At 44.0% G+C, this 20,001-nt stretch carries 19 protein-coding genes; 10 read left to right on the forward strand and 9 right to left on the reverse strand.

Annotation, left to right across the window (positions count from 1 at the left end; translation table 11 throughout):
* Window positions 1-28 precede the first annotated feature (28 nt).
* The 3 genes from bshB1 to V202x_RS18540 all read left to right on the forward strand — a co-directional run bounded on the left by bshB1 (window position 29) and on the right by V202x_RS18540 (window position 3,848).
* Window positions 29-736, forward strand: a complete 708-nt coding sequence (bshB1, locus tag V202x_RS18530; protein WP_145178088.1) for a bacillithiol biosynthesis deacetylase BshB1 — start codon at window positions 29-31, stop codon at window positions 734-736.
* Between the two features lie 303 nt (window positions 737-1,039).
* A complete protein-coding gene (locus V202x_RS18535; protein ID WP_145178090.1) occupies window positions 1,040-2,497 on the forward strand; it encodes a Gfo/Idh/MocA family protein in 1,458 nt (485 codons plus the stop codon).
* Window positions 2,498-2,627: 130 nt separating this feature from the next.
* The gene (locus V202x_RS18540) at window positions 2,628-3,848 is read left to right on the forward strand and encodes a pyruvate carboxyltransferase (protein ID WP_145178092.1); all 1,221 of its coding nucleotides are present in this window, start codon (window positions 2,628-2,630) and stop codon (window positions 3,846-3,848) included.
* 2 nt (window positions 3,849-3,850) lie between these two features.
* Here V202x_RS18540 and V202x_RS18545 read toward each other — a convergent pair whose 3' ends face one another.
* Window positions 3,851-4,666 carry a phosphoribosylformylglycinamidine synthase subunit PurQ gene (locus V202x_RS18545; RefSeq protein ID WP_145178094.1) on the reverse strand — a complete coding sequence of 272 codons (816 nt, stop codon included), beginning with the start codon at window positions 4,664-4,666 and terminating at the stop codon, window positions 3,851-3,853.
* A gap of 349 nt (window positions 4,667-5,015) precedes the next feature.
* Between V202x_RS18545 and V202x_RS18550 the strand changes: the two genes are divergently transcribed.
* The 4 genes from V202x_RS18550 to V202x_RS18565 all read left to right on the forward strand — a co-directional run bounded on the left by V202x_RS18550 (window position 5,016) and on the right by V202x_RS18565 (window position 9,221).
* The gene (locus V202x_RS18550; RefSeq protein ID WP_144985277.1) at window positions 5,016-5,375 is read left to right on the forward strand and encodes a hypothetical protein; all 360 of its coding nucleotides are present in this window, start codon (window positions 5,016-5,018) and stop codon (window positions 5,373-5,375) included.
* Window positions 5,376-5,489: 114 nt separating this feature from the next.
* Window positions 5,490-6,587, forward strand: a complete 1,098-nt coding sequence (locus tag V202x_RS18555; protein ID WP_232098568.1) for a prenyltransferase/squalene oxidase repeat-containing protein — start codon at window positions 5,490-5,492, stop codon at window positions 6,585-6,587.
* A 98-nt stretch (window positions 6,588-6,685) separates the two neighbouring features.
* Window positions 6,686-7,825, forward strand: a complete 1,140-nt coding sequence (locus tag V202x_RS18560; RefSeq protein ID WP_197992955.1) for an NPCBM/NEW2 domain-containing protein — start codon at window positions 6,686-6,688, stop codon at window positions 7,823-7,825.
* 190 nt (window positions 7,826-8,015) lie between these two features.
* Complete coding sequence (locus tag V202x_RS18565; RefSeq protein WP_145178098.1) at window positions 8,016-9,221, forward strand: PQQ-dependent sugar dehydrogenase; 1,206 nt, start codon at window positions 8,016-8,018, stop codon at window positions 9,219-9,221.
* 117 nt (window positions 9,222-9,338) lie between these two features.
* Here V202x_RS18565 and V202x_RS18570 read toward each other — a convergent pair whose 3' ends face one another.
* The 4 genes from V202x_RS18570 to V202x_RS18585 all read right to left on the reverse strand — a co-directional run bounded on the left by V202x_RS18570 (window position 9,339) and on the right by V202x_RS18585 (window position 12,502).
* The gene (locus tag V202x_RS18570) at window positions 9,339-9,713 is read right to left on the reverse strand and encodes a DUF2237 family protein (RefSeq protein WP_144985280.1); all 375 of its coding nucleotides are present in this window, start codon (window positions 9,711-9,713) and stop codon (window positions 9,339-9,341) included.
* A 1-nt stretch (window position 9,714) separates the two neighbouring features.
* The gene (locus V202x_RS18575; RefSeq protein WP_145178100.1) at window positions 9,715-10,638 is read right to left on the reverse strand and encodes a hydroxypyruvate isomerase family protein; all 924 of its coding nucleotides are present in this window, start codon (window positions 10,636-10,638) and stop codon (window positions 9,715-9,717) included.
* A gap of 178 nt (window positions 10,639-10,816) precedes the next feature.
* On the reverse strand, window positions 10,817-11,266 hold the full coding sequence (locus tag V202x_RS18580; protein WP_197992956.1) for a YbaN family protein: 450 nt from the start codon (window positions 11,264-11,266) through the stop codon (window positions 10,817-10,819).
* Between the two features lie 198 nt (window positions 11,267-11,464).
* Window positions 11,465-12,502 (reverse strand): TauD/TfdA family dioxygenase, encoded by a 1,038-nt coding sequence (locus V202x_RS18585; protein ID WP_197992957.1) that lies wholly within the window; start codon window positions 12,500-12,502, stop codon window positions 11,465-11,467.
* Window positions 12,503-12,657: 155 nt separating this feature from the next.
* Here V202x_RS18585 and V202x_RS18590 point away from each other — a divergent pair, with 155 nt between their 5' ends.
* Window positions 12,658-13,239 carry a gamma-glutamylcyclotransferase family protein gene (locus V202x_RS18590; RefSeq protein ID WP_145178106.1) on the forward strand — a complete coding sequence of 194 codons (582 nt, stop codon included), beginning with the start codon at window positions 12,658-12,660 and terminating at the stop codon, window positions 13,237-13,239.
* Here the strand turns inward: V202x_RS18590 and V202x_RS18595 are convergent.
* Window positions 13,227-13,706, reverse strand: a complete 480-nt coding sequence (locus V202x_RS18595; RefSeq protein ID WP_145178108.1) for a hypothetical protein — start codon at window positions 13,704-13,706, stop codon at window positions 13,227-13,229. The genes V202x_RS18590 and V202x_RS18595 overlap by 13 nt on opposite strands.
* Before the next feature lie 231 nt (window positions 13,707-13,937).
* On the opposite strand from V202x_RS18595, the gene V202x_RS18600 reads away from it, so the two are divergent.
* Both V202x_RS18600 and V202x_RS18605 read left to right on the forward strand, forming a co-directional pair.
* On the forward strand, window positions 13,938-16,049 hold the full coding sequence (locus V202x_RS18600) for an FAD-dependent oxidoreductase (RefSeq protein WP_145178111.1): 2,112 nt from the start codon (window positions 13,938-13,940) through the stop codon (window positions 16,047-16,049).
* A gap of 37 nt (window positions 16,050-16,086) precedes the next feature.
* Window positions 16,087-17,541: a pectate lyase gene (locus V202x_RS18605; RefSeq protein ID WP_145178113.1), complete on the forward strand. Its 1,455-nt coding sequence runs from the start codon at window positions 16,087-16,089 to the stop codon at window positions 17,539-17,541.
* On the opposite strand, the gene V202x_RS18610 is transcribed toward V202x_RS18605, so the two are convergent.
* The 3 genes from V202x_RS18610 to rfbC are packed head-to-tail and all read right to left on the reverse strand — an operon-like array spanning window position 17,538 to window position 19,821.
* On the reverse strand, window positions 17,538-18,206 hold the full coding sequence (locus V202x_RS18610) for a histidine phosphatase family protein (RefSeq protein WP_145178115.1): 669 nt from the start codon (window positions 18,204-18,206) through the stop codon (window positions 17,538-17,540). The two genes, V202x_RS18605 and V202x_RS18610, sit on opposite strands and share 4 nt — an antisense overlap.
* Window positions 18,207-18,241: 35 nt before the next feature.
* The gene (gene pdxA, locus V202x_RS18615) at window positions 18,242-19,276 is read right to left on the reverse strand and encodes a 4-hydroxythreonine-4-phosphate dehydrogenase PdxA (RefSeq protein ID WP_145178117.1); all 1,035 of its coding nucleotides are present in this window, start codon (window positions 19,274-19,276) and stop codon (window positions 18,242-18,244) included.
* On the reverse strand, window positions 19,273-19,821 hold the full coding sequence (gene rfbC, locus V202x_RS18620; RefSeq protein WP_145178119.1) for a dTDP-4-dehydrorhamnose 3,5-epimerase: 549 nt from the start codon (window positions 19,819-19,821) through the stop codon (window positions 19,273-19,275). The genes pdxA and rfbC overlap by 4 nt, the downstream gene beginning before the upstream one ends.
* Window positions 19,822-20,001: the final 180 nt, after the last annotated feature.

Below are 20,001 nucleotides of genomic sequence, written 5' to 3' on the forward strand. Positions count from 1 at the left end.
AAAAATATTCCTGATTTAAGGAGCATACGTGGATTCAGCTCTAGATATACTCGTTGTGGCACCACACCCTGATGACGCGGAAATCAGTGTGGGTGGGACGATCCTGGCCTGCAAACAGCAGGGCCTTAAAGTAGGAGTGATTGAATTAACCAATGGTGAACCAACGCCTTACGGTAGTCCAGAAATCCGTGCGAAAGAAACAGCCGCCGCGACACAAGTTCTGGAGATTGATTGGCGTGAAAATCTGGGACTTCCAAATCGAAGTTTGGAGTCAAACTTAGAAGCACGGCGTAAGTTGGCAGTGGTATTTCGCACACGACGTCCCAAAGTCATTTTGGCGCCTTATTGGGATGATGTGCATCCCGATCATGTTGCCGCCAGTCATTTGACTGATGCAGCTCGATTTTGGTCCAAATTGAGTAAAACTGACATGGCGGGGGAACCCTATTGGCCGCCTCAGATTTATTATTTCTGGAGCATTCATCTGCGGATTCATCCTAAACCAAGCTTTGTATTCGATATTTCTGACCACATTGAACAGAAAATGCAGGCCATTCGATGTTATGAAAGCCAGATGCTGAGGGGCCGTTCTACAGAACATCCCACTATTCTCGATGACATCCAAGATCGTGCCCGATATTGGGGCTGGTCGATCCACCGCGCCTATGGTGAACCTTATGCCAGTCGTGAGGAAATTGGATTACAAAGTTTTCTACCATTGATATCCCAGAAATGAGCGTAAAGAGTGAGGGAAATAACAATTTCCCAGGCTGGGAAATCGAAAGTGATTTCGGAGGAAAATAACGCTTACTATATGATGAAATTTGGTTCAACCTTGAATATTCGTACTTTTATCGGTTAGACTTTGATTAACAGAGTTTAGTAATCACGACCATTTTTTATGGTACAAAAGAAGTTCATTTTGATGGCCAGTTTAGATCGATCTAAAAGTCATCAAGTTGCATGGGCTTTGTACAATCCTACCTGAGAACACTCAGTGCAATCCTTCCATTGACATTTATTGAGGAGAACAAAGAAGATGTCTCAACACTCTCGTCGCGAATTTCTTGAACAATCCATGTTTGCTGCAGCCAGTGCGGCAGCGTTGGGTGCTTCGATTCCTCATCTCTCTGCTGCAGAATCAGAATCCAGCAGTCCGAATGAAAAACTGCGAGTTGCCTTACTGGGTGTCAATGGCCGCGGTCAGTCTCATTTGAGTGCCTTTACCGGGCGAAAAGATACAGAAGTGGTAGCGGTTGTCGACCCTGACGAGAGTGTCGGGATGAAAAAAGGTGTCGGTAACGTTTATAAGAAGACCAACAAAAAACCAGCCTATTATAAAGATCTGCGAAAAGCGTTTGACGACCAGAAAATTGATATCGTCAGTATTGCCACTCCGAATCACTGGCATGCCCTCGGAGCAATCTGGGCGATTCAAGCTGGTAAGGACGTTTATTGTGAAAAGCCCGTCAGTCACAATGTGAGTGAAGGACGACGGATTGTCGAAGCAGCTCGAAAATATAACAAGATCGTTCAGACAGGGACGCAATGCCGCTCACAACCAGGTTTGATTGATGCAATCAAATTTGTCAAAGATGGTGGTATTGGTCAAGTGAAGCTGGCTCGAGGAACTTGTTACAAACGACGAAAGTCGATTGGTCCTAAAGGCAACTATGATGTGCCTGCCAGTGTAGACTATGATCTCTGGCTTGGACCGGCACCTATGGCGCCGCTAACGCGAAAACGATTCCACTATGACTGGCATTGGCAAACACCCACGGGTAACGGTGATCTGGGGAACCAGGGGATTCATCAAATGGATGTTGCTCGCTGGGGATTAGGCGTCGACAGCATTGGAGACAGTGTGCAAGCCTACGGTGGTCGCCTCGGTTATGTTGATGCAGGTGATGTTGCCAATACACAGGTCAGTATTCATCAGTTTGGTGATAAGCGACTTGTATTTGAAGTCCGTGGCTTAGAAACCGAAGCGTACCGAGGTGCTAAGGTAGGAGTTATCTTCTATGGTTCAGAAGGTTATGTGGTGATTCCGAGCTATAACAGCGCTTCTGCTTTCGATCTAGATGGAAAATTGATCAAGAAGTTTTCTGGTTCAGCAGATCACTTTGCAAACTTTGTGGATGCTGTTCGCAGTCGTAAAATTAGTGATCTGAATGCGGATATCGAAGAAGGCCATATCTCCAGTGCCCTCTGTCACTTGGGTAATATCTCCTATGAACTTGGTGAACAGGTTCCTGTGCAAGAGCTTAACGCCCGATTTACAGGTGATGCGGAAGCTCAGGAAACTTTAGGACGTTATCGCGAGCACCTGAGCAACAACAAGCTGGACCCAGCCAAGACCCAAGTCAGCTTAGGGCCTGAGTTGAGTCTTGATGGTAAGAAGGAAGTCTTCACCGGTTCAATGGCTTCCACAGCAAATCCCAAACTGACACGTGAATATCGTGCTCCATTTGTGGTTCCATCTACAGCGAAGCTCTAAAATGTTTGAGATTTATTGTTAATAAATTTGGCCCATTTGTCGTTTTGACAGATGGGCCTTTTTGTTGACATGCTATAATCCTCTGCAATTCAAAAACTGTGAGATCAACTTTTTGTATGGATACAATTTGATGTTTCAGCTTTTCTCGCGTGCGAAAAAAAACGTTAAAATCAAAGTAAAGCGTGCGGTCATCCGACATCATCGCCGGTCAGGTACTGTTTTATTCAGTGATACCACGTTACGGGATGGCGAACAGATGCCCGGCGCCACGTTGGATCCGATCGAGAAACTACAAATCGCCAAAGCACTGGAGGCGGCAGGCGTGCATTCTTTAGACGCCGGGTTCCCTGCATCTTCACAGGCAGATATCGAAGCCATTCAAAGTATGGTAGGTGTGATTAAAAAACCTGTACTCACAGCCTTGTGCCGCACATTACCGGGTGATATTGACGCTGCCGAACTGGCATTGGCTGGAAATCCACCACATAAAAGAGGAGTGAGTCTATTTTGTGGAACCAGCCCTTTGCATCGCCAGTTTAAACTCGAGAAAAGCAAAGCGGAAGTTCTCAAACTGATCGTTGATAGTATTCAATATGCGGTAGAAAAATTTGATATTGTGGCTTTCAGTCCCGAAGACGCGAGTCGAACCGAACCCGATTTTCTGTGTGAGGTCTACCGAGAGGCGATTGCTGCCGGTGCCACGACGATTGGATTTCCAGACACGGTGGGGATTCTGACGCCTTATAAAGCTCAGAATTTTATCTGCCAGATCCAAGACCAGGTTCCGGGTATTGAAAACGTGTTGTTGGCAGTTCACTTTCACAATGATCTTGGTTTGGCGGTAGCGAATACATTAGCTTGTATTGAAGCAGGTGCAAATGTGGTGCAGTGCACTGTGAATGGTATCGGAGAGCGTGCCGGAAATGCGGCTCTCGAAGAAGTCGCGATGGCATTGTATTTACATCAGGATGAGTTTGAGCGTCCCCATCATTTGAATATCTCTCAATTAGAGCCATTGTGTCAATTGGTCTCTAATTTGACAGGGATTTCACTCTCACCCATGAAGCCGGTGGGGGGCTGTAATATCTTTGCGACCGAAGCAGGAATTCATCAGGATGGTTTGCTCAAAAATCCTGATACTTATCTGCCTTATCGTCCAGAAACGGTAGGAGCAGATGGCATTAAGCTTGTGTTAGGACGGCACAGTGGAAAGAAAGCAATTCTACATCGGCTGCACGAATTGGGAAAAGAGCCAAACGAAAAAGTGTTGCAGCGCGTTTTAGTCGCGATCAAAGAACTTCCCAAGGGGGAACTGGTCGATGATGATCTGTTACTGAGGCTGTCTGATTGATGCTATTCAAAATAATTGACGGCATTACGAAAGAGCTGGATACCTGCGCCTTCACCTTCCAGGCCGAGACGCGTCCATTGGGGATGTTGCGTTGCGAATAAAAAACGTTCAGGATGTGGCATCAAGCCTAGGATACGCCCTGTAGGATCACCCAATGCGGCGATATTGTAAGCCGAACCGTTGGGATTGATTGGATAATCCAAGATCTCTTCTTGAAGAGTTGTTTCTGCTTCTCCTGATTCACGATAACACATGGCGATTTGCTGATTGGCTTTCCACCTTTCAATAACCGCCACATCGCTCACCGCAATGCGTCCTTCGGCATGGGCAATAGGAAGTTCAATCTGATCGATTCCCTTCAGAAATACATTTTCTGGTGCAAGCACTCCGAGTTGAACCCAGAGCGATGTATATTTTCCATTAGTATTCCAGGTCAGTGTTGCATCGCGGCTTTGATTTGGTGGAGAAGGCCAGCTTTTCGCACCTCCGGGAAGAATTCCGGCTTTGAGAAGAACTTGAAAGCCGTTGCAAATCCCCAAAACCAATTTATCTGCTGCAAGAAAATTTCCAATTGTTTCGGAGAGTTGCCCCTGCAAGTGACTGGCAAAGATCACACCGGCGCCTACATCATCCCCATAGCTGAAACCGCCGGGAAGGCAGAGAATCTGATAATCGTCTAACTGATTGGGATTCTCCAGCAATTGAAGTAAATGAATTCTTGTTGGATGGGCTCCACAGAGATCGAATGCGTGTGCGGTTTCGATGTCGCAGTTTGTTCCGGGTGCACGTAACACACAGACTTTTGGGGAAGTTGACATAAGAGCAGAACTAATCCTTACAATTTTACTACAAATTCCAGGGGGATGAGAGGCGTTCTCGTTAAGAAGGATGCTATTGCGAAAACCATTTTTCTTCCAGAGTTACGGCGTTGATACCCTATAAAAACTCTGTTTTCCTGTGTTCCGAATAAATGATTATCGTTTTGGGTTTATAAGTCTTTTATTATTAGTGGTTTATGTGGAATGTTTTTTCTGGGGACCAGTGGAAATCGATCTATTCGTTATAGAGTGAATCTGGTATAGTCCGCAACTCCTCACAGATTCTGTTCTGTCTTGATTTTCATCAAAATGAGATCAAAGATTTGCTTCTAAATAAGTACGCCGTTTCATGAGCTTCTTTTTTCGCGTGTTCCTGCTTGCTTTATTGCTACCTGCTTGTTCGGGGTGCTTTAATTCCTATAACACCCGGATTCCACGTATTTTTCCGGGGCGTCAGGCTATGACTCGCGGTCAGCGCATCCAGGAAAAAAAACTAATGGAGCTCGAAGATCCATTGCCATCCAGTGCTTTAGGTCCGGATGTAGTACGTCCTCGTGAATTTGGGACTCAGCGAACCGAGTCAAGGTTGGCGATTGAACAGTCAATGCGTAGCCGTCCTTTTGTGCAGCCACGTCCGGGAGAAACTTTGCACCCTGTACCGGAATTATCGGGTCGCAATTCGAAATATCCTGAAGTCATTCGTCCTTAATCGCACTGACCGGATATGCTTTTTCTATGCTTCTACTTTTCATTGCCTGTGCATTACGTACAATACAGTATCTGAAGAGACGCTTTGAACTTTATTTCAGGGTAAGTAGCTATTTTGAAATTTCAATTCTACCGTTTTATTCCACTTTCCAAATTGGCTGATCGTTTTTGGCTCATATTGCTTGTGTTGAGCGCGATTTTTGCTGTTGGGAGAACTGCAGTCTACGCTCAGGTGGAAGTGAACCGTTCGATTGATGTACAAGGCAAAAAGTATTATACGCCACAGACGCGCGTTACCGTAAAGCGAGGTCTTAAATTTCTTGCGGAAAGACAACACCCCGATGGTTCGTTTGGTTCTGGTTCCACGTTTAAAACGAATGTTGCTGTTACTGCGCTGTGTGGAATGGCGTTTCTAGCAGATGGGAATACACCAGGGCGAGGGAAATATGGACTTCAGGTCCAAAAGGCGGTTGATTTTATTCTGGCTTCGTGCAAACCATCTGGGTATATCATTTCTCCCGATAGCATTTCACACGGTCCCATGTACGGTCATGGCTTTGCCACATTGTTTCTTGCGGAAGTGTATGGGATGACTCGCAGTAAAGATGTGCGTGTAAAATTAGAAAAGGCTGTGGAACTGATTGTGAAGTCTCAAAATTCAAAAGGGGGCTGGCGATATACTCCCGAGAGTAAAGACGCTGATCTGTCAGTGACGGTTTGCCAGATTATGGCATTAAGGGCTGCTCGGAATTGTGGAATCTTTGTTTCCAAAGACGTCATTGATCGTTGTATTGATTATGTTAAGAAAAGCCAGAATCCAGATGGAGGATTTCGCTATCAACTTGTAAGACAAGCTGTGAGTGAATTTCCCAGGTCCGCTGCAGGAGTTGTGGCCCTTTATAGCGCCGGGATCTATGAAGGGGCGGAAATTCAGAATGGACTGTCTTATTTAATGCGGCATCTACCCAATCAGCGTTATTTCAGGGGGAGCCACTTTTTTTATGGCCAATATTATGCCGTACAGGCAATGTGGCAAGCTGGAGGTCAATATTGGGGACGTTGGTATCCTGCAATCAGAGAAGAATTGATTTCCGGCCAAATGACAAGTGGTGGTTGGCGTCCCGACAGTTCAAATTGCATCGAATATAGTACCGCCATGTCTTGTATTGTGTTACAGATTCCACGCAATAATATCCCTATCTTTCAGCGTTAAACTAATTTTATCGGTTTCATAGTTTTTTTGTTCGGTCTGTTATGCGATTTTCAGTGATCATCTATTTTGTTTGCTGCTTTATTTTAGAAGTGGCTGTGATGGCTGCTGAGCTCTATCCGATCGAGGGGAATTTCGTTCAGGGTAAATTACTACAAGTTAACCAGAATCAGATTACGTTACAGACAACATCAGGCAAACAAATTTTTCCTGCCGATGAAACGATCAGAGTTAACTTGGGAAATCATAGTCTTCCTCGACCAAATGAAGGACTGATTGTTCTTGCGAATGATGATCGTATACATGCAAAATTACTTCGCTCCGAAGATGAAACGATCCTCATACGTTTAGTCTCCTATCCCGAAGTGGGAGAATTGAAAGTACCACTGGAAACGATACAGGCTGTTTATTTTCAATGGCCTTCTATGCAGCAAGGTCGTTCACAATTTATAAAAAAAATTGCACGTATAGAAAAAAAGTCAGATCTCTTTTATTTGAAAAACGGAGATTTTCTGGAAGGGGAATTTCTGGGATTTAATGCATCGACATTCCGATTCGAATCGAGGGCCGGCGAAACAGCGATTCCCCGGCGGGGAATTCGTTTTTTTTGTTTTAATCCGGAGTTGATCAATTTTCCGCAACCGGATCAGTTACACTATCAAATAGAACTGTCAGACGGTACACGTCTGACAGCATCTTCACTTACAATCGTCAAGAAAATGGCAACGATCAAAACATTATTTGGGGCAGAGATCCAGATTGAGTTAAATCAATTGAATTCTATTGTCCCATTAGACGGAAAGGTCATTTACCTGTCACAACTCAAACCGACTGCTTATGAATTTACTCCTTTTTTTTCTCAACAGTGGGGCTGGAGTCGAAATCGGAATGTTTTATCAGGACCGCTGATTGTAGGAGGTAAGGAATTTGCCTTTGGTATCGGAATGCACAGCGCTGCTGAATTGAGTTATGATCTTGATGGCAAATATGCCAGGTTCCAGACAGAAGTGGGAATCGATGATGCAACTAATGGAGCAGGTGATGTTAAAGTAGCGATTCTCGTCGATCGACGCATTGTCTTTCAGAAAGTGATTCGTGGAAGCAAACAGCAAGCAGTCGTTGTTCCACATATCGATCTTACTGGTGCCAAAGAGTTAGTGCTGAAAGTGGACTTTGGGAAGAATGCAGATATTCAAGATCATGTCAACTGGTGTCGTCCAGTTTTGATTCTAAAGAAATAACTCTGTTATCTTTCGACGAATGCAATTTTGTCTGGTGAGTAGCGTTGCCACGTCGTTTTTTCTATTCTGGAGTGCGTCCAAGATAAAGATTGTAGCTTAAATGCTATTATAAATCTAGATCCAGGCTAATGACTGATGTTAGTCATAATTTTCATCCGTTAACCTCGATTAATTACAAAGAAAACAGCTTATGAAAACAATATCCATGCTTCTATTCATTGTAGTGCTTGTGATTTCTCAGCAAGCATTCGCGGCAGAGAAAGTCGATACTTCGCCCGCTCCAGTCAAGATTGTGAAAGTCTTTCCCTATCTCAAAATTGATCGTCCGATTGTAGTTACTCATGCGGGTGATGGATCGGATCGCCTGTTTATTGCTTCGCAGAAGGGGAAAGTTTATGTCGTACCAAATACACCCGAAGATGAAGATCTTGAAGAAGGAAAGCTTTTTCTCGATATCTCGGATCGTGTGACTTACAACGACAAACAGAATGAAGAAGGTTTGTTAGGACTTGCTTTTCATCCGAAATTTAAAGAGAACGGCGAGTTCTTTATCTACTATAGTACCCCCGACAAACCCGTGAATACGTCAGTGATTTCGCGTTTTCGTGTGTCCGGGAATGATCCCGATAAAGCACTTGCAGATTCCGAAAAAGTATTGATGCGTGTGAAACAGCCTGCCTGGAATCATGGAGGTGGGACAGTAGTCTTTGGACCGGATGGAAAACTTTACATTGCCTTTGGAGATGGCGGTGCTGGGAATGATGTTTTCCATAACGGTCAGAATTTGTCATCCGTTTTGGGAACGATCTGTCGAATCGATGTTGATCATAAGGACCCGGGATTAAACTACGCGATTCCCAAAGATAATCCTTTTTTACACGGAAAAAGTGCTGAGATCAAAACAGCCCGCAAGGAAATCTGGGCATATGGATTACGTAATCCCTGGCGAATCGCCTTCGATACGAAAACGGATGTCCTCTGGGCCGGTGATGTGGGACAAAATATCTGGGAAGAGATAGATATTATCGTCAAAGGAGGGAACTATGGCTGGTCCGTCCGTGAAGGAAAACATCCATTCGGCCCCAACGGAGTGGAACCGCGTCCTCATTTAATTGAACCGATTTGGGAATATGATCATAGTGTAGGAAAATCGATTACTGGTGGTTCGGTTTATCGCGGTAAAAAGATTCCTGCGATACAAGGTGCGTACGTTTACGGTGATTATGTCTCTGGTAAATTCTGGGCATTAAAATATGATGCCCAGAACAAGAAAGTCACTGCAAACCATGTGATTGAATCGCCGAGCATACCGGTGATGACATTCGGAACAGATCAGAATGGCGAGATGTTTCTTACTTCCTCTTTTAGTGAAATTTTTATGCTCAAATCAAAATAATCAGATCTTGCATTTGAGTCTAATTTGCAACTAATACAACTAATAAAAGAAAAACCACGGAAGACCTAGTCAAGGTTCCGTGGTTTTTCTTTTTAATATGAATTGCTTGGTGCCATACTATGCTTCGATTGCGTATTGCTCCAAGTCTTCCAGATCGACAAATTCAAGTGTCGAAATGTGACAGGCTTCAAGAACCACGCGAGGTGCCATACCTGCTTCAAGAGCTTCTTTCCAGCGTTCTACGCACAAACACCATCGATCACCGGGTTTCAAGCCCGGAAAGTCAAATTGAGGGTGAGGTGTGCTGAGATCATTGCCCCGTTGTTTAGAGAATGCGAGGAATTCTGCCGTGACTTCTGTGCAAACTGTATGTAGTCCCATGTCAGAGCTACCAGTATTACAACAACCATCCCGATAAAATCCAGTGACCGGGTCCATCGAGCAAGTTTCCAGTTCTGTACCAAGTACATTTTTGGCTTTTTTTTGATTCATTTTAAAACCGGTCAACCTCTCTATAGGCTTCAATGACAGCCATGTCACCTTTTTTACCAGGCTTGGAATTTCCGTGTTCCATTCCGATAATACCATCGAATCCTTTGGAATGGATATGTTTAAATACATTCAGATAATTGATTTCACCCGTACCTGGTTCTTTCCGTCCCGGATTATCTCCAGATTGGAAGTAACCAATTTCATCCCAGCAATTGTCGATGTTAACAATCAGATTCCCTTCCGTAATTTGCTGATGGTAAATATCAAATAAAATTTTGCAGGCCGGACTATTCACGGCTTTACAGATTGCATAAGCCTGAGGTGAGCCTTGCAGAAAAACACCACCATGGTTGGCATACCAGTTTAGAGGTTCCAGTACCATTACCATTCCATGAGGTTCAAAAATATCAGCACAGCGTCTGAGCAATTCAATTACATTCGCAGTCTGGTATCCTTCTGCCAATCGACCACGAGGGCCTTCATCGACATTGCCTGGAACAACAGTCATCCACTTGGCATTCACCCGTTTTGCGACTTCGACTGAGTCTTTAATGTCTTTTAGAACTGAATTCCAAACATCTTTATCTTTACGAGTAAATGTAAGCTTACCAATGGAACCGTGTGCTACAAAAACACCCATCTCCATATTCAGCTTGTCCATCGTGTCTGCTATTTGCTGCTGGAGCGCTTGGGGTTTCTTTTTCATTCCGTTATCTTCCCAGGCTGTGAAACCCTGGTCAGCGGCGAATTTCAATTGATCCAGGGGATCATTTCCGGCTGCGTTTCTGAACATGCCGAAGTGAGGAGCGTATTTCAGGTGAAACGGTTTCTTATCGTCTGATTCACCAGCTTGAGTTGTACTTCCCACAAATGCAGCAGTGCTGCCTGCAATAACGCTGTTTTTAAGGAACTCTCGGCGTTGCATATGTTTGGCTCCTGATTGTGAATTTTAGTTCGGTTGATTATTGGGAGATAATTATTCTAGTCAAAGTGCGCAGGGGATGCACCTGATTTGTCTTGGAATCGTTTCAAGTGAGCAAAAGTCAGTCATTCTACAGTGAGATTGCTATTATGAAATGCTGAAAACTCAGTTGAAAACGTGCTCAGGAGAGGCTCGGGAGTCGGATGACGACCAGAATTCCAATGCAGGCCAGGACGACGAGAGTCGTTTTGAGGGGCATTGAAAGCGGAGAAAGAATCAACGTCGCTGTAATGATGATGACAACGATCGAAATCGCCTGGATTTTTACATTCATTCGAATGCCACCATCCTGCTGCCAGTCTTTTAAAACTTGTCCCAAAATCGGGGAACGTAATAAAGCGCGATTCAATCGAGGTGATGTCCGGATTAGAAAAAAGCTGGTCAAAAGGAGGAACGGAGTCGTAGGAAGTACCGGTAGCGCAACACCGAGAACACCTAACACAAAAAACACGAGTGCAAAAAACAGATAAGCTGCTTTTTTGATACCTGTTACTGTGGGAACGGAGACTTCATCAAGTGTGTCTAAAAAAGCAGGATGGATTTCATCAAACGCAATTCGGTCCAAGGTCATTCTGGGACTGCTTGAATCCTTAGAGAGTTTTTTTTGCGGTTGAGAATCTCTGATCATGTAAATAAAGGTCTGTATTATTTGAGTGCAGAAATGAATAAAATATTTTAGCTGAATTCAGTCTTAGAACAAGATCGAACTTTTTATACTATTCTCTGAGGTAAATCCCGCAGTCTGGTTGACGTTGAAAACAATCAAGGATTATTTCGAAGGTTGCATACCCCCTCGAATGGATCCGGCTTTTGTGTTTCCATAATTATCTGCAAATAGTGGATCGAGCGGACGGCTATTAGGGACTGACAACCAGACACGTAGCAAATGTCTCTTTAAACTATCTTCGTCAGCGTCTTCAAACTCGTCGCGGCGATGAAAGATTACCCAGTTATTCAAAAAGAGAAGGTCACCTGCTTCCTGCTGAAATGTAACGTTCAATTCTGGTGATTCCGCCAGTGTTTCCAGTTGACTCAGAGCATCTTGTTGTGCCTGTGACATTTCAGGCAGATCAGGAGAAGCATATGCACGATCAATGAGTACACGTAAGAAACTGGCTGCAAAATGTCCTTCGTGAACTGAAAAAATTGGTTGTTGGCAGAATGGTTTTTGGTTACCTGTATCAACATTATGACGCAGATAATAAAAAGGCTGCATCAGAACATTAGCCAATTCAGGGCATTTGGTACGCATCTCATTATAGAGTGAAACCGAGCTGACAAGTTGATTGTTACCGCCGGAAACAGCGGGTTGGATACAGAGAAATCCGATAACATCGCAACGGTCAGTATGAAAACTGAGTCGTTTGCGTGTGTTTGGCCCCCGCGCCTGTGCTTGTCCCACCTGATAGCCTTCGTCCCTGACATGAAACACTTTTTCTCCAGTGGCACTTTGAGAAACTGGTGTTCCCAAATGAATCGAGAGTAACCAGAAAAGGCTCTCCAGCTCTGATGAAGAATAATTCTCGACAGGGAATCGTTTTAATTGACAGGCTCCTGAGCCATATTCCAATTGATGTTGAATTTGTTTTAAAACGGGACTTAAGTTTGGCAGCGGGAATTGTGCTTTAGAAATCTGATCGAAAGTCAGTTTTTCTTTTGAAATCGTATCCAGCGCTTGTTCCAGATCTTGAAGCTGTAGTTCATTAAGATGGATCAACCAGTCTTGTCTCTGAATCAGCTCATCACCTTTCCAGGCTGCAGGGATTGAAAAAGGTCCTGGTAGTTGGTCATCACTCAATATACCCACTCTTAACTCGCTCCTGATGAATGCCGTTGCTGAATTATTGAAGTCAGTTTAAAATTGATTTTAACAGAAGAAAACTGATGCGAATAGTTTTAGTACGTATACAGTTTCGACCACATTAGCGACATAGATCAAACTAAAGTAAGAGTTGAGGCTGTATGATAGAGTTTCAGAAGTATTTTGCGTATGGTTCAAATATGCACCCAGCGAGGTTGGAAAAGCGTATTGGACCATGTGATATCATTTCGGTAGCTCGTTTACCGCGGGCGGAACTGCGATTTCATAAAACAGGGTTGGATCGCTCTGGAAAATGTGACATTGTATTCCAGCAAAATCATTCAAAGGAAGTTTGGGGAGTCGTCTATCAAATATCAGAAGGACAAAAAAGTCGACTTGATCAATATGAATCACTGGGACAGGGCTATCAAATCTTGAAGATCAATGTTTTAACCCAGCAGAATCAAATAATGAATGTGTTTACTTATCAGGCGATGCCTCAATATATCGAGCATTCACTCAAGCCCTTTGATTGGTACCATGAGTTAGTCATGCTGGGGGCTCAGTTTCACAAATTCCCAGTAAGTTATCTGGATGAATTGCAACAAGTTTCTTTTCTGCCCGATTCTGACCAAAAGAGTGTTAGGATGCATCAGAATCTGCTGAATACCATTCGCAAAAAACAGCAGTCTAACTTTGATGAGAATGACCAGATACTTAATTATGAAGATCAAACCCAGTGAGAGATAATTTCATAGATCATTTCCTCCTCCAGGGTTTCATGTGCTAAGAGTTGATCTACTAGTTCTCCGATAGCCGACCAGTAAGCATCAGTTCGAAACATTTGATAGAGTCCCCGAGTTTTTTGTTCTAAATATTGCATTCTCGCTGGTTGCTGAGGAAACAGAGTCGCAGCAGCTTTCCATGCTTCTCGCCAATCGCCCGACCATTCAGCAACCATGGCAGGGTGAAACGGGTCTCCTGTATGAATCATTTCTGCAACAGGTCCTGCCAACGCAACCAGAACGGCTTTTTCAAGATAGGTTTTTTGGTCAAATAGCCCCTCAGGCCAAGAGAGTTGTGCATCGCCAAAACGTTCAGGACCATCATCCCAGTCGGGATCGATCGTAACGGAATGAACGCGGGCACCGACATGAACTGCCATCAATACATGGCCTGCTTCGTGATAAGCCGTTAATTCTTCAGTCAATTTGAGTCCATTATGTTTTATAAAGAGTACATGATGAGAAATTGTGGAATTGTTAATATCGACAGCTTAAACGAACACGATTTGATTTGATCCATGAACATTCTTTAATAATTGGGATTCATCAATTCTGACTTTGTATTGAGTTTTCTCTTCTGTAGAATGAAAGGTCGATTTTGATAAAGTGAAGTCATTGAGAAAGAGTTCGAAAATCATCTTGGAGAAATACAACACATGAATTTGATTCGTCAATTTATCACATTGTGTCTGTTCGCGACAGTCTCAACTCAAGCTGTGCAGGCAGAGGTATACGATGTGGTGATCTATGGAGGAACTTCAGCCGCGGTGACAGCTGCCGTTCAAGCAAAACGCATGGGCAAGTCAGTTGTCGTTGTTTGCCCTGATCAACATCTTGGTGGATTGTCCAGTGGGGGTTTAGGTTGGACTGATACCGGAAATAAAGCAGTCATAGGTGGGCTGGCACGCGAGTTTTATCATCGGATCTGGAAGTATTATCAGGCTCCAGAAACCTGGAAGTGGCAAAAACGAGAATTGTATGGTGACAAAGGGCAGGGTACTCCTGCCATTGACGGGAAACAAAGGACAATGTGGATCTTTGAGCCACACGTTGCTGAGCAGGTTTTCGAAGACTTTGTTCGAGAATACAAGATTCCCGTACATCGCAATGAATGGTTGGATCGTCAGCAGGGAGTGAAAATGTCAGGTAAGAACATTTCCTCTATTACGATGCTCAACGGTAATATCTATTCTGGTCTCATATTTATTGATGCGACTTATGAAGGTGACCTCATGGCGGCAGCCGATGTCAGCTATCACGTTGGAAGAGAGTCCAATAGTGTATACGGTGAGAAATGGAATGGAGTACAAACTGGTGTATTACATCACAAGCACCATTTTGGTCTCCGAGCCGTCAAACAAAAGATCAGTCCCTATTGTATTCCCGGAGATCCTTCCAGTGGTTTGCTACCTCGTATCAGCGGTGCGAATCCAGGGAAGTATGGTGCCGGTGATGACAAGATTCAGGCATACTGTTTCAGAATGTGCTTAACCAAACATGCCGAAAATCGTGTCCCTTTTCCCAAGCCCGAAGGCTACGATCCGAGCCAGTACGAATTGTTATTGAGAATTTATCAGGCGGGTTGGAGAGAAACCTTCGCAAAATTTGATCCTATTCCCAATTATAAAACGGATACGAACAATCACGGTCCAATGAGTACTGATAACATTGGCTATAATTACGATTATCCCGAGGCCTCTTATAAACGCAGAAAAGAAATTATCAAAGAACATGAGACCTATCAAAAAGGCTGGCTCTATTTTATTGCCAATGATCCGCGCGTTCCAAGTGAAGTACAGAAAAAAATGCGGGAATGGGGACTCGCCAAGGATGAGTTTACTGATAATGGAAACTGGCCACATCAACTCTATATTCGTGAAGCACGTCGGATGATTGGACAGTTTGTGATGACAGAGAATGAACTGTTGAAAAAACGCCCCACACCCAATTCAGTTGGTATGGGATCTTACACAATGGACTCGCATAACGTGCAGCGATATGTCACACCTGAAGGGTACGTTCAAAATGAGGGAGACATCGGTGTTTCAACCCATGGTCCCTATCAGATTGCCTATGGTAGTCTGGTTCCTAAAAAAGGAGAGTGTGGAAATCTGCTTGTACCCGTGTGTGTTTCCAGTTCACATATTGCCTTCGGTTCGATTCGAATGGAACCAGTTTTTATGATTTTAGGACATTCGGCGGCCACAGCAGCCGGCATCGCCATTGATCAAAAATTGGATGTGCAAGATGTACCCTATGCTGTTCTCAAAGAAAAACTAGTCAAAGAAGGGCAAATTCTGGAAGCGCCTCCCGAAGCAAAATTTGGTCGAAATGGTGTGGATCCAGCGAAGTTGAAGGGCATTGTACTCGACGATTCACGGGCCGATCTAATAGGATCATGGGAATTCAGCAGATCGTCGAAAAAATATGTCGGTTCAGGTTATAGTCACGAATCAAACTCACAGGATGGAAAGGCAATCGCTCGATTCGAAACGAAAGTACCGAAATCCGGGCGCTATGAAGTACGCTATGCGTATACTCCTCATGGTAATCGTAGCTCGAAAGTCAAAGTCGCAGTCAAACATGCGAACGGTGAAGCACTTCGCACCATTAATCAGAAGAAGCTGCCGTCACTGGATGGTATTTTTGTTTCGTTGGGAGAATACGACTTTGTAACAGACGAGGCAGCGGTAGTCGAAGTGACAAACGAGGATTCAGACGGTTATGTGATTATTGATGCCGTTCAGTGGCTACCAGTCGCAAAGTGAATAAGATTCAATTCAAGTCTAGAAAGAGGAATCAGCGATGCAAAAGAAGAATGCTTTTTTGACTTTGTTGTTATGTTACGTTCTGATTTCGATTGAGGGACTTGCAGAATCTTCATTACTCGCGGCTGAGAAAGTCACGAAACAAAATATTGTTCACACGATGCGTAAGGCGAGTGAGTATTACCGTGACAAACTTGCCGTACATGGAGGTTATGTTTATTACTATAGTCTCGATCTGCAACAACGCTGGGGAGAGGGTAAAGCAGGGCCGAACCAGATTTGGGTACAACCGCCGGGAACTCCTACGGTTGGGTTAGCGTATCTGAGAGCCTGGCAGGCAACGGGAGATCAATTTTATCTTGACGCAGCGACCGATGCCGCACTCTCCCTCGTATACGGGCAGTTGAAATCCGGTGGCTGGACAAATTCGATCGATTTTAATCCTAAGAGTAAATTAACCGCTGATTACCGTAATGGAAAAGGGAGAGGTAAAAATAATTCTACACTTGATGATGGAATTACGCAGTCAGCAATTCAGTTATTAATCCACGTTGATAAAGCGCACCAGTTCCAGCATCAAAAGATTCATCAAGCAGCAATGATCGCTTTGAACGCGTTACTCGAAGCACAATTTCCGGTGGGCGCGTTTCCGCAGGTATGGACGGGACCCGTTAAAAAGATTCCCGCAAAAGCAGCTAACTTTCCCAAGTATGATTGGCGCACGGAAGGACGCATCAAGAATTACTGGGATTACTATACACTAAATGATGGATTGGCAGGCTATGTGTCTACAGTCCTGATAGATGCGTATGAAATCTACCAAGATGAGCGTTATCAGCAGGCAGTATTAAAGCTGGGAGATTTTTTGATTGAAGCTCAGCTACCTGATCCGCAGCCTGCCTGGGCTCAACAATACAATTATGAAATGCAGCCTATATGGGCCCGTAAATTTGAACCACCAGCTATAACCGGCGGAGAATCGCAGGATGCCATCGAAACTTTGATGAAAATATATCGCTTCAGTGGAGACAAAAAATATTTGAAACCGATTCCGAAAGCACTTTCTTATCTGAGGAAATCCCAATTACCGAATGGACAATTAGCACGATACTATGCGTTGCAAACGAATCGACCACTCTACATGACAAGGAATGGAAAAAAATACAGCCTGACCTATGATGACTCGAATTTACCACGGCATTATGGCTGGAAAATCGATTCACAATTGGCGGAACTCCAACGCGAATTCAATTTAGTGAAATCTGGTAAACAGAAACAGGCTTCTCACTTAAACAGGCGTAAATTAATGCCACAGGTCAAAACAATTCTGAATACATTGGATGATCAGGCACGCTGGATTAGCATCAGTACCGGACAACGCCTTGTGGGACAGCCAAAGTTTCCAGTCAATAGTCGTTTTATTTCCAGTGAAGTCTTCAGTCAGAATTTGGAAACTTTGAGCGCTTATTTACTGACATTAAAATCAGATTAGTGTGGGATACCATTCAGGTGAAAAATGGCGTTCATCGTGACCACTTTGGTTTCATTTGGTTTATGTCTGATAATATTAATACCAGTATTGTTTTGTGTGATCTCTTTTGCTCTTTTGATTTCGAGCCCCATCAACTTTGCCAGATAGACTCGATTCACAACATTATGAGCAATAACGGCAATGGTTTCACCCAAATGTTGCTCTAGCAGATTCTGCATTGCTGGTTCTGAGCGGTTTAGAACATCGCCGTAAGACTCGCCTCCCTCGTACTGATTTTCCGCAGGGTTATCCATGAAAGCCCGATACGCTTTGGGAGATTCCTGCATAATAATATCCCAGGATTTTCCTTCCCATTGCCCCACATCGCATTCATGGATTTCAGCAATCTCCCGAGGCTCCAAGCCAAAAGGTTGGCAGACAGCCATCGCTGTTTCTTTGGCACGTGTCATGGGGCTGCAATACACATGGTTAACCGAACTGTTTTCGGACAAGAACTCAGACAAAGCACCAACTTGTTTTTGACCCGATTCGCTCAGGCTGGGATTGATTCCACAACCTTGCAGTATATAAGGACGTTGTTCATTTGGTGGTGTGGCGCCATGCCTGATGAGAATCAGGTTGGTGACATTGGGTTCAGGCCGGGGAATGAATTCTCTTTTTGCCATTATCAAATTCCAGTGCGGTAATTCTAAATAGATGACTAAGACTGTTTATTATGTCGAGCCAGTTTCGCAGCCGCTTTAATGGCTTCCATGATTCCATTAGTATCAGGAACTATCTCTGTCCAGGCAATATCAAAGGCTGTTCCATGGCTGGGACTGGTTCTTACGATAGGTAACCCCAGCGTAATGTTAACTGCCTGATCAAATCCGAGAAGTTTAAATGGGATATGCCCCTGATCATGGTACATCGCAACAACAGCATCAAACTCGCCACTTACTGCTCTCCGGATGAGTGTATCCGCAGGGAAAGGCCCCGTGATATCTAGTCCCAATTGTGCAGCTTGTTCGACTGCCGGAGCGATGATACGCGCTTCTTCGTCGCCAAAGAGACCATGTTCTCCCGCATGAGGATTAAGTGCGCAGACAGCAACACGCGGGACAGCTGCGCCCATAATTTCCATTAAATTGCAAATCAGACGAATCTTCTCATAGATCTCTTGAGTCTTAAGTAAACCTGGTACACTGGCAATGGATGTATGTAACGTAGTATGCACAATGCCCAGCCCCGACGGTGGTTTAATGACATTATTATGGGGTAGATAAAGCATCATTCCAAACTCGTCGACCTGACAGCGGTCTGCCAGAATCTCGGTATGACCGGGATAATGGATGTTGGCGAGATGTAACGCTTCTTTATTCAGCGGCGCAGTAGTGATGGCGTCTACTTGTCCTGACAGACAATCATCTATTGCACTCACCAGATAATCGTAAGCACCCTGACCAGATCGAGCATCAATCTCACAGGGAGCCGCGTCAATAACATCGGCTTTTCCACGATCAATGCAGAAAGCCGTTTTTACTTTGAATTCAAGTTTGTCCGAAACACCGTCAATCGAAACGATTTGCAGTTCACTACCAGATTGCTGGGCAGCACGACTCAAGATGTGGGCATTACCATAAATGATCGGGTGACAGATTTCAAAGAGTTCAGATCGGCAGCAGAGCGCATCGAGAAGCTGAGGTCCAATGCCTGAAACGTCACCCATGGTTAATGCAATATATGGCAGTTTCATAGCGTTTCGAAATATTCGCATTCGTTTAGCGGAAGGCCGTTTCGATCTTTTTCAGAGAGAATGGGCTCCGTAGTGATTGGCCAATCAATTTCTAAGGCCGGATCATTCCAGAGTAGTGTTTTTTCATGTTCCGGAAAATAATAATCACTGCACTTGTACATAAAATCTGCATGTGGGCTGAGAACATAAAATCCATGCGCAAACCCGGCTGGGACAAATAGCTGCTGGTGATTTTCTGCTGTTAATGTAATTGAGAATGATTTACCGAAAGTGGGCGAATTTTTTCTCAGATCAACACAAACATCAAAAATTTCACCTTGGACAACAAAAACAAGTTTTGCCTGAGGTCGTTTGACTTGAAAATGTAACCCTCGCAAAATGCCAGCCGAAGATCGAGAGGAATTGTCTTGGACAAATGTTTCGTTGACTCCTACTTTTTGATAGCGTTCTTGCTGATATGTTTCTTTGAAAAACCCACGTTCGTCTGCAAACACTCGAGGTGTAATGACTAATAAACCGGGAAAATCCGTTTGTTGTATGTCCATTATTAGATAGCTGTTTCGATTTCAGGTTAGATTGAAGCTGTCATAAATCCGTTTTCTTCAATAAATCATAGCGGATTTTCTGTTGTATGAAAGCAACGTAAGAGTCTGATCTAGTAGAGTTGAGTATCTTTTTAAACGTTTTGATATGCCACAAGTCTAATTTTCAAAAGAATTTAGAAT

Source organism: Gimesia aquarii (assembly GCF_007748175.1).
GTDB lineage: Bacteria > Planctomycetota > Planctomycetia > Planctomycetales > Planctomycetaceae > Gimesia > Gimesia aquarii_A.

Bases quoted from the DNA above. Each gene is read 5' to 3' on its own strand.
- V202x_RS18535 (WP_145178090.1), top strand. From the start codon at position 1,040: ATGTCTCAACACTCTCGTCGCGAATTTCTTGAACAATCCATGTTTGCT.
- V202x_RS18540 (WP_145178092.1), top strand. From the start codon at position 2,628: ATGTTTCAGCTTTTCTCGCGTGCGAAAAAAAACGTTAAAATCAAAGTA.
- V202x_RS18545 (WP_145178094.1), bottom strand. From the start codon at position 4,666: ATGTCAACTTCCCCAAAAGTCTGTGTGTTACGTGCACCCGGAACAAAC.
- V202x_RS18550 (WP_144985277.1), top strand. From the start codon at position 5,016: ATGAGCTTCTTTTTTCGCGTGTTCCTGCTTGCTTTATTGCTACCTGCT.
- V202x_RS18560 (WP_197992955.1), top strand. From the start codon at position 6,686: ATGGCTGCTGAGCTCTATCCGATCGAGGGGAATTTCGTTCAGGGTAAA.
- V202x_RS18565 (WP_145178098.1), top strand. From the start codon at position 8,016: ATGAAAACAATATCCATGCTTCTATTCATTGTAGTGCTTGTGATTTCT.
- V202x_RS18570 (WP_144985280.1), bottom strand. From the start codon at position 9,713: ATGAATCAAAAAAAAGCCAAAAATGTACTTGGTACAGAACTGGAAACT.
- V202x_RS18575 (WP_145178100.1), bottom strand. From the start codon at position 10,638: ATGCAACGCCGAGAGTTCCTTAAAAACAGCGTTATTGCAGGCAGCACT.
- V202x_RS18580 (WP_197992956.1), bottom strand. From the start codon at position 11,266: ATGACCTTGGACCGAATTGCGTTTGATGAAATCCATCCTGCTTTTTTA.
- V202x_RS18590 (WP_145178106.1), top strand. From the start codon at position 12,658: ATGATAGAGTTTCAGAAGTATTTTGCGTATGGTTCAAATATGCACCCA.
- V202x_RS18600 (WP_145178111.1), top strand. From the start codon at position 13,938: ATGAATTTGATTCGTCAATTTATCACATTGTGTCTGTTCGCGACAGTC.
- V202x_RS18605 (WP_145178113.1), top strand. From the start codon at position 16,087: ATGCAAAAGAAGAATGCTTTTTTGACTTTGTTGTTATGTTACGTTCTG.
- V202x_RS18610 (WP_145178115.1), bottom strand. From the start codon at position 18,206: ATGGCAAAAAGAGAATTCATTCCCCGGCCTGAACCCAATGTCACCAAC.
- pdxA (WP_145178117.1), bottom strand. From the start codon at position 19,276: ATGAAACTGCCATATATTGCATTAACCATGGGTGACGTTTCAGGCATT.
- rfbC (WP_145178119.1), bottom strand. From the start codon at position 19,821: ATGGACATACAACAAACGGATTTTCCCGGTTTATTAGTCATTACACCT.